This is a genomic window from Streptomyces sp. NPDC051104 (assembly GCF_040682835.1).
In the GTDB taxonomy this organism is placed as follows: domain Bacteria; phylum Actinomycetota; class Actinomycetes; order Streptomycetales; family Streptomycetaceae; genus Streptomyces; species Streptomyces cynarae.
In genome coordinates, this window is the sequence record NZ_JBFBBS010000020.1 from 49,692 (window position 1) to 62,602 (window position 12,911).

Annotated in this window: 12 protein-coding genes; 5 read left to right on the forward strand and 7 right to left on the reverse strand. The window is 71.5% G+C overall.

The window, feature by feature from the left end; all coding sequences use genetic code 11:
* Positions 1 to 198 precede the first annotated feature (198 nt).
* On the forward strand, positions 199 to 573 hold the full coding sequence (locus AB0N14_RS24920) for an RNA polymerase-binding protein RbpA (RefSeq protein ID WP_003977404.1): 375 nt from the start codon (positions 199 to 201) through the stop codon (positions 571 to 573).
* Positions 574 to 712: 139 nt separating this feature from the next.
* Here the strand turns inward: AB0N14_RS24920 and fxsA are convergent, their stop codons facing one another.
* The 4 genes from fxsA to AB0N14_RS24940 all read right to left on the reverse strand — a co-directional run bounded on the left by fxsA (position 713) and on the right by AB0N14_RS24940 (position 4,856).
* Positions 713 to 1,270 carry an FxsA family membrane protein gene (fxsA, locus tag AB0N14_RS24925; RefSeq protein ID WP_366027917.1) on the reverse strand — a complete coding sequence of 186 codons (558 nt, stop codon included), beginning with the start codon at positions 1,268 to 1,270 and terminating at the stop codon, positions 713 to 715.
* 75 nt (positions 1,271 to 1,345) lie between these two features.
* A complete protein-coding gene (locus AB0N14_RS24930) occupies positions 1,346 to 2,146 on the reverse strand; it encodes a polyprenol monophosphomannose synthase (RefSeq protein ID WP_366027918.1) in 801 nt (266 codons plus the stop codon).
* Positions 2,147 to 2,751: 605 nt separating this feature from the next.
* Positions 2,752 to 4,368 carry an amidohydrolase gene (locus AB0N14_RS24935; RefSeq protein WP_366027919.1) on the reverse strand — a complete coding sequence of 539 codons (1,617 nt, stop codon included), beginning with the start codon at positions 4,366 to 4,368 and terminating at the stop codon, positions 2,752 to 2,754.
* 47 nt (positions 4,369 to 4,415) lie between these two features.
* The gene (locus tag AB0N14_RS24940; protein ID WP_110626847.1) at positions 4,416 to 4,856 is read right to left on the reverse strand and encodes an Lrp/AsnC family transcriptional regulator; all 441 of its coding nucleotides are present in this window, start codon (positions 4,854 to 4,856) and stop codon (positions 4,416 to 4,418) included.
* Positions 4,857 to 5,123: 267 nt separating this feature from the next.
* Between AB0N14_RS24940 and AB0N14_RS24945 the strand changes: the two genes are divergently transcribed.
* Positions 5,124 to 5,561, forward strand: a complete 438-nt coding sequence (locus tag AB0N14_RS24945) for a hypothetical protein (protein WP_366027920.1) — start codon at positions 5,124 to 5,126, stop codon at positions 5,559 to 5,561.
* A gap of 102 nt (positions 5,562 to 5,663) precedes the next feature.
* Entirely contained in the window at positions 5,664 to 5,927 is a 264-nt protein-coding gene (locus AB0N14_RS24950) for a hypothetical protein (RefSeq protein WP_366027921.1), read from the forward strand.
* Here AB0N14_RS24950 and AB0N14_RS24955 read toward each other — a convergent pair.
* From AB0N14_RS24955 to AB0N14_RS24965, 3 genes are all read right to left on the reverse strand, one after another.
* Positions 5,890 to 7,062 (reverse strand): acyl-CoA dehydrogenase, encoded by a 1,173-nt coding sequence (locus AB0N14_RS24955; RefSeq protein ID WP_366027970.1) that lies wholly within the window; start codon positions 7,060 to 7,062, stop codon positions 5,890 to 5,892. The two genes, AB0N14_RS24950 and AB0N14_RS24955, sit on opposite strands and share 38 nt — an antisense overlap.
* 338 nt (positions 7,063 to 7,400) lie before the next feature.
* On the reverse strand, positions 7,401 to 8,060 hold the full coding sequence (locus tag AB0N14_RS24960) for a TetR/AcrR family transcriptional regulator (RefSeq protein ID WP_366027922.1): 660 nt from the start codon (positions 8,058 to 8,060) through the stop codon (positions 7,401 to 7,403).
* A gap of 145 nt (positions 8,061 to 8,205) precedes the next feature.
* Positions 8,206 to 9,564: a peptidase C39 family protein gene (locus AB0N14_RS24965; protein WP_366027923.1), complete on the reverse strand. Its 1,359-nt coding sequence runs from the start codon at positions 9,562 to 9,564 to the stop codon at positions 8,206 to 8,208.
* Between the two features lie 283 nt (positions 9,565 to 9,847).
* On the opposite strand from AB0N14_RS24965, the gene AB0N14_RS24970 reads away from it, so the two are divergent.
* A complete protein-coding gene (locus AB0N14_RS24970) occupies positions 9,848 to 10,510 on the forward strand; it encodes a hypothetical protein (protein ID WP_366027924.1) in 663 nt (220 codons plus the stop codon).
* Positions 10,511 to 10,941: 431 nt separating this feature from the next.
* Complete coding sequence (locus tag AB0N14_RS24975; RefSeq protein ID WP_366027925.1) at positions 10,942 to 12,804, forward strand: AAA family ATPase; 1,863 nt, start codon at positions 10,942 to 10,944, stop codon at positions 12,802 to 12,804.
* Positions 12,805 to 12,911 lie beyond the last annotated feature (107 nt).

The following is a 12,911-nucleotide window of genomic DNA, read 5'->3' on the forward strand; positions in this document are numbered from 1 at the left end:
AGCCGAAACGCTGGGTGACATCTGCTAGCAGATGTGACAAACCGGGCGCCGGTGGGTACAACAAGGGGCGGCTACGACGGCGACGCATGACCCGGAACGGGACTCGGAACGGGAATCTTTACCGCCGACCGGACGTTGACCGGATGACGACGACAGCGACACCTGTCCTGTGGGCGACAAGCCCGGGAGGCACGATTCATGAGTGAGCGAGCTCTTCGCGGCACGCGCCTCGTGGTGACCAGCTACGAGACGGACCGCGGCATCGACCTGGCTCCGCGCCAGGCCGTGGAGTACGCATGCGAGAAGGGGCACCGGTTCGAGATGCCCTTCTCGGTCGAGGCGGAGATCCCGCCGGAGTGGGAGTGCAAGGTCTGCGGTGCCCAGGCGCTCCTGGTGGACGGCGACGGTCCGGAGGAGAAGAAGGCGAAGCCCGCGCGTACGCACTGGGACATGCTGATGGAGCGGCGCACCCGTGAGGAGCTCGAAGAGGTCCTCGAGGAGCGTCTCGCGGTTCTGCGGTCCGGCGCGATGAACATCGCGGTGCATCCGCGGGACAGCCGCAAGTCCGCGTAGTCCCTCCGGGGATCGGGCGGGATACTGCGCGTGCCAGTCAGTGGGCGCCGTACGTCTTTGTGACGTGCGGCGCCCACTGTTTTGTTGTCGGGCGCGGGTGGGTCGGGCGCCTGCGGGGCTCCGCCCCCGGCCCGGAAAGTCAGCGGGGCAGGGGCGGGCGGGGCTCCCCCGGGGTGTCCGCGGGCTCGTCCCTGACGACCTCGCCCTTGACGATCTTCCCGTCGGGGCGGTGCATACGAGCCTGCTGGAAGGCGTCACCGAAGCTGCCGTACGGGGACTGGCGGAGTGTGCGGTCGATCGTGCGCTCTGTGTATCGGCCGACCGCCTTCTGGACCGGCGGGAGCAGGAGGAGCAGGCCCGCCGCGTCGGAGATCAGGCCCGGCAGCATCAGCAGCAGGCCGCCGAGCATCATCAGGCCGTTGCCGCCGGTCCTCGACGGGGAGCCGCCCCTGCGCAGCGCCTCGTTCAGGTTTCGGAAGGCGCGGCGGCCCGCCCGCTTGATGACCACGGAGCCGAGCACCAGGCCGGCGACCAGCAGCAGGAAGACCGTGAATCCGCTGGTCGCACCGGCGACCACGGTCAGCAGCCAGATCTCCAGCACCAGCCACGCGGCGACGCCCAGCGGCAGAAAGGTGCGCAATCGGGAGCGCCGGGGCCGGGTCGTGGTGCGGGGAGAGGTCGAAGCGCCAGTCGTCATGCTCCCAGTGTGCCCGGACCCGGCTCAGTGCGGGATAAGGGGCGTTCAGCGGCGCCCGTGACGCCGCCCGTGTCCCTACCGGCGCGTCTTCCTGCCCCGGCCCAGGACCTTGCCGAAGCGCTCCTCCGCACCCCACGCCGTGACGCGCCACAGCGCCTCCACGACGATGTTCCGGCTCATCTTGGAGTCGCCGAGCTCGCGCTCCACGAACGTGATCGGCACCTCGACGACGTGGAACCCGGCCTTGACCGCGCGCCGCGCCAGGTCGACCTGGAAGCAGTACCCCTGCGAGGCCACCTCGTCGAGCCCGAGGCCCTCGATGGTCTCGCGGCGGAAGGCGCGGTAGCCGCCGGTGATGTCGCGCAGCGAGAGGCCGAGGGCCAGACGCGAGTAGGTGCTGCCGCCGCGGGAGAGGAACTCGCGGGACTTCGGCCAGTTCACGACCCGCCCGCCCGGCACCCACCGGGAGCCGAGCACGAGGTCCGCGCTCTTGAGCGCGGTCAGCAGGCGCGGCAGCTCCTCCGGCTGGTGGGAGCCGTCGGCGTCCATCTCGATGAGGACGCCGTAGTCGTGCTCCAGACCCCAGCGGAAGCCGGCGAGGTACGCGGCGCCCAGCCCTTCCTTGCCCTTGCGGTGCATGACGTGGACGTGATCGTCCTCGGCCACGAGTTCGTCCGCGAGCTTGCCGGTGCCGTCGGGACTGTTGTCGTCGGCCACGAGGACATGCGCCTCGGGCACCGCCGACCGCACTCGGCCGACGATCGTCTTGATGTTCTCCGCCTCGTTGTAGGTCGGAATGATCACCAAGGCGGTGCCGAGCGGACCGAACTGCTTGCCCTGGGCCGATGCCCCGAGGGTCCCGTCGCCGTGGTTCACTGCTGCCCCTTCACATCCGTACGCAGAGGTCCACCATAGTGGTCGTGGCATGGGCCTCCGCCACCGCGGGTTCGTCTGGAGGTGTCGATTCCATAAGAGTCGGGTATGAATGCCCACCGCGCGGGCGGCATGCACCGGCCGGTCGCACTGGTGCCCACGGGGTTTCGAGAGCGGGTCCAGTGCTCGCCACGGCCAGGGGGCTGCGGATCGGGGCCCGGCGCCCTTCGGGCCGACCTGGGACCCGCTGGCTGCGGATCGACCGAGAGCCGTTGTCTACTGGACGTCCGGGCCCCACCCGGGTCGCACCCTGCCGACCGACCGGAACGTTGCCCTCGCCGTGGCGCGGGCGCTGAGCCTGGCTCCCAGTGGTGATGCGCCGGCGCGGCACACCATCCCTGACCCAGCGGCGCTCGGGCGACTGCGCGGAGGTTCCCCGGTCGGACGATTCGGTGGTGGACCCGGCCGAACCTACCGGCCCTCCGCGCCTCACTGTCAACAGCCGCCCCACCTGCGGGTTTTCGGCGAAGGGCCTGGCCGCAGCGGAGGATACGCAGGTCGCGCGACGGGGTTCTGACGGATCGTCGCCGCCGCGCCACCCCGGGAGATCACTCGCCCGGCCCTACGAACACGGTTCGGCCTGCGACCACGGTGCGCAGGCAGACGGGAAGGTCGGTCCCGGGGGTCAGATCGGGCAGTCCGGGGGTGCCGGAGCGGGGGTCGGTGGACCAGCGGGCCACCCGGTCGTCGGGGGCCTGGACGACGAGTGCGTCGGTGCGCCACACGGCGTAGTCCGCGGGCGCGCCCGGCACCAGCACGCCCGCGTCGTCCCGTCCGATCGCCCGCCAGCCGCCGCGCGTGTGCGCGGTGAACGCGGCGCGTACGGAGACCCGGTGTTCGGGGGTGCGGTGGAACGCCGCCGCGCGGACCGTGCCCCAGGGGTCGAGGGGGGTCACCGGGCTGTCGGAGCCGAACGCCAGCGGGACGCCGGCGCGCAACAGGGCCGCGAACGGGTTCAGCGTGCGGGCCCGGGCGGCGCCGAGGCGCTCGGCGTACATGCCGTCCTCGCCGCCCCACAGCGCGTCGAAGGCGGGCTGGACGGAGGCGGTCAGGCCCAGTTCGGCGAAGGCCGCGATGGTCTCGGGCGTGAGCATCTCGACGTGCTCGACGCGGTGGCGGGCGGCGCGGATCCGGGCCGTGCCCACCTTCTCGGCGGCGGCGCGCACCCCTTCCACCACGGCCGTGACGGCGGCGTCCCCGATGGCGTGGAACCCCGCCTGCAGCCCGGCCTCGGTGCACGCCACGACATGCGCGGCGACCGCGGCGGCGTCCAGGTAGGCGGTGCCGGTGTGGGCGGCGTCCGCGTACGGCTGGTGCAGACACGCGGTGTGCGAGCCGAGGGCGCCGTCGACGAAGAGGTCGCCCGCGGCGCCGAGCGCACCCAGCTCCCGGGCCTTGGTGACGTCCTGCTCGGCCCAGTAGCCGACGACGCGCGGCCCGGGCTCCTCGGCGGCGAGGCGCAGCAGCCCGGTGAAGTCGTCCTGGGAGGAGATCTCCGGGCCCGCGCACTCGTGGAGCGAGCCGATGCCGAGCGAGGCGGCGTGGGCGAGGGCAGTGCGCTGGGCGTCGGTGCGCTGGGCGGGGGTGACCGCGGCGAACGCGGCGGCCCGTACGGCGTGGTGGGCGTCGCGGGTCAGCGGCTCGCCGTCCGTGAAGCCGGCCTTGTCGCGCACGCCCGGGGTGAGGTCCAGCAGGGCGCTGGTGACGACGGCCGAGTGGACGTCGATGCGGCTGAGATACAGGGGACGCCCACCGGTGGCCTCGTCGAGCTCTTCCCGGCGGGGCGCCCGCCGTTCGGGCCAGCGTGCCGCGTCCCAGCCGTGGCCGAGCAGGATCCGGTCGTCCTGCCGGGCGGCGGCGAAGTCCCGTACGAGGGCGAGGGCGGCCGTCAGGGACGGGGCACCGGACAGGTCGAGGCCGGTGAGCGCGAGGCCGGTGGCGGTGGTGTGCACGTGCGCGTCGGTGAACGCGGGAGTGACGAGGGCGCCGTCGAGGTCGACCACCTCGTCGACACCGTCCGCGAAGGCGTCGGCCGCGCCCTCGGAACCGACCCAGGCGACATGTCCGGCCTCCACGACCATCGCGGTGGCGAAGGGATCGGCGGGGCTGTGGACCTCGCCACGGCGCAGGAGGACGGTCTTCGGCTCGGCGGTGCGCTCACTCATGGGCAACAGTGTCGCCCCTGGCACGGGACGCACCGCACGGAGGTCGATCAGATCCGGGGCGGCCTTGCCTCGTACGGCGTGGACAGGACCACGGTGGTGCGCGTGGACACCCCCGCGAGGCTCCGCAGCCGGGCCAGCAGCTCCTCCAGTTCGTGCGGCGTGGCCACGCGGACCTTGAGGATGTAGTTCTCGTCGCCCGCGACGCTGTGGCAGGCCTCGATCTCCGGGACGCCCGCGAGGCGTTCTGCGATGTCGTCGGGGGCGCTGGGGTCGAACGGCTTCACCGAGATGAAGGCGGTCAGCGGCAGGCCGACGGCCTCGGGGTCGACGACGGCGGCATAGCCGCGGATGACGCCCCGCTGCTCGAGCCGACGCACCCGCTGGTGCACGGCCGATGTGGACAGGCCCGTGGCCTTGCCCAGGTCGGTGTAGCTCATCCGCCCGTCCTTGACGAGCAGCTGCACGATCTGTCGGTCCAGCTCCTCCATGGCGCTAGAACCTACAGTGCGCCCTGACTCCGCGGATACCTCAGCAGCGCAGGTCATACCCGGTTTGTGATGTTGGTGACAGCGGTCCGTGAGCCGCCCGGGTGACCCGCGGCCGCACGGGGCACCTGCGAGCGGCATGTGACGAACGCCACAGCGTCCGGCCAGGCTTCGTGATGCTCTCGTGATTACTCCGGAGACGGGACGGGAAGTGCTTGCTGTGGTCGAGGCCGCAGTGCCTTGTCGGCCCAGCCCGAGGGGGAGAAACCCATGCAGAATCCCAAGCGCCCTGGTCGCACCGTGCCCAAGCGGCAGCAGCCGGTCATCGATCCCGAGCCGGAGGGCGTCGAACCCGACGCCCTCGACGGCGAGGAGTTCGACGCGTACGACACCTTCGAGATGTACCGGGTGATCTGCCCGGACTGCGCGCAGCCCATCGCGCTCCTGGCGGACGAGGAGGTCCTGCCCGAGCACGCGCTGTGCGCCTCGCCGTGGAACCCGTTCGGTCTCACGGTCTGCTCCGGTACGGGCCGTGCGGCGGCCGACGCCCGCCCGGCGGACGAGTCCCTGGAGCCCCAGGAGCAGGACACGGCCCTGCTGCTGACCCTCCCTCAGGGGCTCGACTGGCGCACGCAGCCGTTCTCGCACGTCGGCGGCCCGGGTTCGCGCCCGCTGCGGCTCGCGACACTGCGCCGCCAGGCCGCCTGACACGTCGCGGGCAGCGGCGGTTCCCCGGGCGGTCCGCCGCGGAACTCACGCTCGATTAGCGGGGTCGGTGACCTCGGCGGGCGTCGGGGCGTTGCTCCGTGTATGAGCCCCAGTTATTCGACGACCGGACCCCGGCGGCCGGTGTTCATCCCGGTACCGGCGGCGACGCTGCCGCCGCCGCAGCCGCAGGATCCGCCCATCTACCGCGCGCTGATGCGCACCTGGGCCGACCGCGGCCGCACGCTCCCGGGGCGCCACGACCCGGAGTGGGTGCGGCTCGCGGCGCCGCCGGCCGGCCCGCGCCGGCTCGCGGCGGGCCAGGAGTCGTTCAGCGGGACTCGGGACCAGCGAGGTGACGGGCGATGACCATGCGCTGGATCTGGTTCGTCCCCTCGACGATCTGCAGCGCCTTGGCCTCCCGCATATAGCGCTCGACCGGGAAGTCCACGGTGTAGCCGTACCCGCCGAGCACCTGGACGGCGTCGATGGTGACCTTCATCGCCGTGTCGGTGCAGTGCAGCTTGGCCATGGCCGCCTGCTTGGCGAACGGCCGCCCGGCGTCGCGCAGCCGTGCCGCCGCCAGGTACAGCGCCCGGCCCGCCTCGATCTGCGTCGCCATGTCGGCGAGCAGGAAGCGCAGCCCCTCGAAGTCCGAGATCGGCCGCCCGAACTGCCGGCGCCCGGTGGCGTACGCGACGGCCTCGTCCAGGGCCGCCTGGGCCAGGCCGATGGCGCAGGCCGCGATGCCGAGCCGCCCGGAGTCGAGCGCGGACAGCGCGATCGCGAAGCCCTGTCCCTCGTCGCCGATGCGCCGCTCTTCAGGCACGCGCACCCCGTCGAAGTGGACCTGTGCGGTGGGCGACCCCTTCATGCCCATCTTCTTCTCGGGCGCCGCGGCACTCAGCCCCTCGGTGTCGGCGGGGACGAGGAACGCGGTGATCCCGCGGGGGCCCTCCTCGCCGGTGCGCGCCATCACGGTGTAGAAGTCGGCGATCCCTCCGTGAGTGATCCATGCCTTGGTGCCGTTGATCACCCAGTGGTCGCCGTCCCGGACCGCCTTCGTCCGCAGGGACGCGGCATCCGACCCGGACGACGGCTCGGAGAGGCAGTAGGCGCCCAGGAGGCCCCCGCCGAGCATCGCGGGCAGGTGTTCCAGCTGTTGTTCCTTGGTGCCGTAGTGCGCGAGGGCATGACAGGCCAGGGTGTGGACGCTGACGCCGAGGCCGACGGTGAGGCGGGCCGCGGCCAGCTCCTCGAGGACCTGCAGGTAGACCTCGTAGGGCTGGTCACCACCGCCGTACTCGGAGTCGTACGGCAGGCCGAGCAGTCCGGAGTCGGAGAGCAGGCGGAAGGTCTCGCGCGGGAAGTGCCCGGAGTGCTCCTCCTCGGCCGCCTTCGGGGCGATCTCGCGCTGCGCGATGTCGCGGACGAGCGAGATCAGATCCCGGGCCTCGTCCGTGGGCAGTTGTCGGTCCACCGGCTGCGGGGCGCGGTCGGGCATGGCGACGCTCTCCTCCCTCTTGGGCACGTCGGCGGACATGCGCCTTGGGTGGGGCGGCGCCGCCGGGTCTCACTGAGCCTGGCCGATGCTCGCCGCTCCGGGTCGCGGAGGCGGCTGACCAGCGGCTGTGGCGCTTGGAGTATGCCCGATCGGAGGCATGGCGTCACCGGTTAACGACCGCTTACTTCAAGAAAGCGGATGCCGTGCCGCGGCGTGATCGACATCCGACGGAGGGGTCTTGCCCCCAGGCCGTCTCCGCTCGCCGTGGACCAGCCCGAGACGGCTTCGCCGGCACCCGGGTGGGACCGCTCGGGGGTCGATCAGTCCTCCCGTTGTGGTCAGGACGGCCGGCGGGCCGGTGGCGGGGCCGGGTACGCGGGTTCCAGTTCCTCGATCGCGCGCAGGGTGCCGCCCAGCGTCTTCGCGAGCAGGTCGCACATCGTGTCGCGGGACAGTAGCGGGCGGTCGATCCAGTCGAGAGTCACGCCCTCCACGCCGCACACCCAGCCGAGCAGTCCCGTGCGCACCAGCGGAGCGATGTCACGCCGCCCGTACGCCCCCTCGGCGATCGTGGTGACGATCGCCTCGCGCACCCCGTCCCGGATGGCGTGGACCTCTGCGTCGAAGCCCACGCCGCCGCTGACGATCGTGCGGTAGGCGGCCTGGTTGTGCTCGGCGTAGCGCAGATAGCGGTCGATGGTGCGGTGCACCCGTTCCACCGGCGGCAGATCCAGGCCGGCGGCCGCGGAGGTCACGAGGTCGGCCACCGAATCCTCGACAATGGCGAGGTAATAGCCGCGTTTCGATTTGAAGTAGTAGTAGATGAGCCCCTTCGCCACCTGGGCATGGCGCGCGATGTCGTCCATCGACAGCGTGTCGTAGGACGTGTCGGCGAATAACTTCCGTCCGATCGCGATGAGTTCGGCGCGGCGCGCCAGGGAGCGATCGGTACCGCGCACCTGGGGGCGCACGGCACCTCGCTGTTGACTGCTCTTCAATTTCGGCCCAAGTCTCCAACTGCCGGCGGGACATCCGCAGTATTGCAGAATGACACCACCAGCATGTTCGGCTCTGATCGGCAGAGTCGGTCGCCAGAGTCGGACCCTGTTGGGAAATGTGCCGCCTGGTTCCCCGGTGGGCGCGTCAGCGGACGCCCACCGCCGCGAGCGCCTTGCGCTGCCGCGAGGTGGGACGGGCCGGGAAGTACAGGTAGCAGACGCCGCCGGTGCCGGAGGCGACCTTGCCGGAGGCGTTGTACCGCTTGGTGCGCAACCAGATGTTCTCGAACTCCCGCCGCCGGTACACGCGCCGCACCGCCTCGTCGCTCGGCGACGCCGGGTCGTTCGCGATCACGTCGCCGTCGGCGGTGAACCCGATCACGGTCATCAGATGCCCCGCTGTCCCGTACCCCGCCCCGGTCAGCTCCTCCTTCAGGAACGACTGCGAGGTGATGGCCGGGATGCCCGCAGCGATCAGCGTCTCCAGGTCGGTGAGCGAGGACAGCCGGGTGACCACGGCCTGAAGGTCCTTGAACGTCGCCGCGTAGGCCGCGTTGAAGGGCCAGTTGCCGCAGCCCTCGTACTGGTGGTCGTAGGTGAAGCGGGCGGCATGGCAGACCTGCGGGTCCGCGTACGACGGGTTGATCCAGGACAGTTGTTCGGGTGTGAGCCGCCGCCCCCAGTACTCGATGATCATCTGTGAGGACGTGGGGCTGCACCAGGCCTCGCCGCCGCTGTCGTACTCCGGGTACTGGCCCTTGTGGATCTCCTGCGAGTAGCGCGGGACGATCAGTTCCTCGGCGAGCCCCGGCGTGGAGGCCGGGACGGTGAAGCGGTCGGGAATGTCGGAGCCCATGGCGCCGAGCCGCCACACCGTCGGCGTGATCCGTGTGCCGGGTGTGCGGTACAGGGTCAGGCCCAGGCGGTACGACACCAGGCGCAGGCCCGAGGCGGGATCGGCGATGGCGAAGGTGTCGGTCCAGATGTTGCTCCTGCCATCGCTCTGGCCGTCCACGGAGGTGCGGCGGATGTCCTGGTCACCGGCCGCCCAGCGGCCCATCACGTACCAGGGGGTGTCCGTGCCGTCGGAGTAGGTGCCCTTCAGTTCGACCTGGAGCCAGGTGCCGGCCGGGGTGTGCGCGTTCCAGGAGGCGACGAGCTCGGTGGACGGGACGGCGAGGCGGTGCGCCGGGGAGGCCCAGGTGGCGTACTCCCAGGTGGCGGACTTTCCGGTGTGCGGGTCGGTGTAGTCGGTACGACCGGCGGGCGTGGCGATCACCAGGCCGGGGCGGAGGCCGGCGAGCGCGCGAACGCCCTGCGCGGTGCCGCTTCGCCAGTAGGGGTACGAGGTCCAGGCGCGGTAGTCCACGAGGGTCGGTGATGCTTTCGTCGGCCGGGCGGTCGGCGTGGCCGCGGCCGCCGGGCCCGCGGTGCCGGCCGCCGTGGTTGCGGCGACCGCCGCGGCGAGGATGGTTCTGCGGGACGGCTCTGAAGCTCTGGTCATCGGTGGGTGACCCCCAGGAGTCCTTCAAGCAGCGGTTCGGACGCACGGTGTGCGCCAACTATGGCCGCCACGCACGGACTTCTGCCAGCACTTCGGCCGCCGACGCGCCCACCAATATTGGTCCCGACCTGTGGCGGTCTCCTCGGAATGGGGGGCGGGAATTCGGAGAGGCGAATCACCCGCGTCCACACCGAACCCGAAGTAGGGGAAATTCCGGAGAGAGGTCGCTTTCTCCGTGAAGAGGGACAGCCCATTCGCGCGAGTAAGCTGTCCCCTCGAAAACATGCCGAAACATGCCGACACACCTTCTCGCCCGGGAATCGCCATTCACGCTCTCGTGTCCCGCCTTCAGCACCTACCGCCCTCCTGCGGCCCCGTCCGTCTCGTCGGCGTGGACGGGCACGCGGGGTCGGGGAAGTCCACGTTCGCCGCACACTTGGCGGCCGCACTCGGCGGCGCGCCCGTGCTGCACCTGGACGACATCGCCACCCATGAGGAGCTGTTCTCCTGGACGGACCGGGTGCTGCGGGAGGTGATCGAGCCGCTCGGCCACGGCCGGACCGCGCACTACCGGCCCTACGACTGGCGCGCACGGCGCTTCGGTCCCGCCCGTACGCTGCCACCCGCCCCCGTGATCCTGATCGAGGGAGTCGGCGCCGGCCGCCGGGCGCTGCGCCCGTATCTCGCCCGGCTGCTGTGGATGGACCTGGCGCGCGAGGAGGCGTGGACGCGCGGGCGGGCCCGGGACGGCGAGGAGCAACGCGCGTTCTGGGACGGCTGGGTCGAAGCGGAGCGCCGGCACTTCGCCGAGGACCCTTCGCGACCCCACGCCTGCCTTCTGGTGCATCAGAAGCCGGAGGGATATGAGGTGCTTCCTGGGCCCGCCGGGCTTCCTGGTCCGGACCAAGATCTCACCCAGAGTGACGACCCATCGGCAGTGTGCTGAACTCGTGAAGACCCCTCGCCGGGCAACTTCCTCGAGTGCCCCAAGTCGGCTTGACCGGGGGGCCGTACAGGTCTTACGTTCTCAATGTGCGGCTTTCGCAGTCGCACCCAGACGCGAAGCCCCCGGTTGTTCCCCCGTGATCGGGGGCTTCGTTCTGCTCCCGGCACCTTCCGCGGGCGCCAAGAGGCGTGATCCGCTCACCCTCGGTCACCACGTGCCGCGCGCCCCGTCTGCTCCCGCCTCGCCGAACGGCCCGTGCGGCACCCTTCGTGCGCCCCTCCCCCGCAGGTACGATGCCTCTCGGTGCGACGTTCGGACGCTGCTCTGCGCACCGTGGCAACTCCGGTCCGCAGCACAGCGGTTCGAGCAAGGCGGCCGACGGGCACGGGCCCGGCGGTGAACCAACGGGGGCACGGTTTGTGGGGGACGTGATGGACTTCGGCACGCAGGGCCCTCAGGCCCCGGCCGACCTCGCCTGGCTGCGAGGGGTCGACGCCTACACGATGGGCGCCTATCCGCAGGCGGAGGAGGAGTTCCGCGCCGCGGTCCGGATGGATCCGGGGATGGCGGACGGCTGGCTCGGGCTGCACGCGCTGCGCGTCGACACGACGACCGCGCTGCTCAGGATGTACCGCCACCGCGACCGCTTCGGGGAGCAGCGGACGCGACACCGGCGCACCCTCAACTCCTGGTACTGGCTGGGCTGGTGGGTGCAGCCGGTGCTGGAGAGCCCGCGCGACCTGCTGCTCGCGCACGCCTCGCACTGGCTGGACGGCCGCCACGTCCCGGAGCTGGACCGCGCGCTGGCGGGCCTGCCGCCGGTCGACGCCGACCCCCAGGTGCGCTTTCTGCACGCCTGCCGGGCCTACCTGGTCAAGGACTGGGAGCAGTTGGTCCGGCACACCGATCCGCTGATCGACGATCCCATGCTCGGCATAGAGGCCGGACTTTTCGGCGGCATGGCCCGGGTCCGCCTGGAGATGTTCGGGCAGGCCGAGCCGCTGCTCGCCGCCGCCCTGATGCGCTGCCGCAGCGAGCAGCCGCAGCGCAAGGAGCTGCGGTACTGGCTGGCCCGGGCGCACGAGGGCACGGGCCGCTCGGCCGCCGCACTCCCCCTCTACCGTGCCGTGCACCGGGTGGACCCGGCGTTCATGGACACCTCGGCGCGGCTCGCCGCGATCGCCGAGGGGGACGGGTACGACGACTCGACCGATCTGACGGCGATGGCGCTCGCCGGAGGCGGCGACACGCTGGAGGCACCGGACGGTCTCGATCCGCTCTTCGGCGCCGAGGGCCGGGACGTGAAGCTGTCCGATCCCGAACCGCCGCCGACCGGTCCGCTGCCGGCGCAGGGCGACCCCGTGCGGGAGAAGGCCGCCTCGGTGCCGGCGCAGTCGTGGCCGGCCGGGCCCACGGATCCGGCACTGCTGGACGAGGCGCTGGCCGAGCTGGAGCGCATGGTCGGTCTGGAACCGGTCAAGCGCCAGGTCAAGGCGTTGTCGGCACAGTTGAACATGGCCCGGCTGCGGGCCGGCCAGGGCTTACCCGTCCAGCCGCCGAAACGGCATTTCGTGTTCTCGGGACCCTCCGGCACCGGCAAGACGACCGTGGCGAGGATTCTGGGCCGGGTCTTCTACGCGCTCGGCCTGCTCGGCGGCGATCACCTCGTGGAGGCGCAGCGGGCGGATCTGGTCGGCGAGTACCTGGGCCAGACGGCGGTGAAGGCCAACGAACTGATCGACTCGGCGATCGGCGGCGTCCTGTTCGTGGACGAGGCGTACTCGCTGTCCAACACGGGATACGGCAAGGGGGACGCCTACGGGGACGAGGCGCTTCAGGTGCTGCTGAAGCGGGCGGAGGACAACCGGGACCACCTGGTGGTGATCCTCGCGGGGTACCCCGAGGGGATGGACCGGTTGCTGGCCGCCAACCCGGGACTGTCCTCACGCTTCACGACGCGGGTCGATTTCCCCTCGTACCGTCCCTTGGAGCTGACGGCGATCGGCGAGGTGCTGGCCGCCGAGAACGGGGACGTCTGGGACGAGGAGGCTCTGGAGGAGCTTCGGTCGATCGCCGGGCATGTGGTCGACCAGGGCTGGATCGACGAGCTCGGGAACGGGCGGTTCCTGCGGACGCTGTACGAGAAGAGTTGTGCGTATCGGGATCTGCGACTGAGCGGCTATCCGGGGATGCCGTCTCGGGACGACTTGTCGACATTGCGGTTGCCGGATCTGATGCAGGCCTATGGGGAGGTCTTGTCCGGCCGAGGGCCGCAGGATCCTTCGGGGTTGTAGCAACGCCCACCAGTTCGGTCGAGCCTGCGCGTCTGCGGCTGCCGGTTCGTCGTGCATTGTCGCGTCCACGCGGCAGAGCCGCATACCGACAGGTCCCCGCGCCCCTG

Coding starts and splice junctions, on each gene's coding strand:
- AB0N14_RS24945 (WP_366027920.1), top strand. CDS start 5,124: ATGCAGAATCCCAAGCGCCCTGGTCGCACCGTGCCCAAGCGGCAGCAG.
- AB0N14_RS24935 (WP_366027919.1), bottom strand. CDS start 4,368: ATGAGTGAGCGCACCGCCGAGCCGAAGACCGTCCTCCTGCGCCGTGGC.
- AB0N14_RS24940 (WP_110626847.1), bottom strand. CDS start 4,856: ATGGAGGAGCTGGACCGACAGATCGTGCAGCTGCTCGTCAAGGACGGG.
- AB0N14_RS24975 (WP_366027925.1), top strand. CDS start 10,942: ATGGACTTCGGCACGCAGGGCCCTCAGGCCCCGGCCGACCTCGCCTGG.
- AB0N14_RS24950 (WP_366027921.1), top strand. CDS start 5,664: ATGAGCCCCAGTTATTCGACGACCGGACCCCGGCGGCCGGTGTTCATC.
- AB0N14_RS24970 (WP_366027924.1), top strand. CDS start 9,848: ATGCCGAAACATGCCGACACACCTTCTCGCCCGGGAATCGCCATTCAC.
- AB0N14_RS24955 (WP_366027970.1), bottom strand. CDS start 7,062: ATGCCCGACCGCGCCCCGCAGCCGGTGGACCGACAACTGCCCACGGAC.
- AB0N14_RS24920 (WP_003977404.1), top strand. CDS start 199: ATGAGTGAGCGAGCTCTTCGCGGCACGCGCCTCGTGGTGACCAGCTAC.
- AB0N14_RS24965 (WP_366027923.1), bottom strand. CDS start 9,564: ATGACCAGAGCTTCAGAGCCGTCCCGCAGAACCATCCTCGCCGCGGCG.
- fxsA (WP_366027917.1), bottom strand. CDS start 1,270: ATGACGACTGGCGCTTCGACCTCTCCCCGCACCACGACCCGGCCCCGG.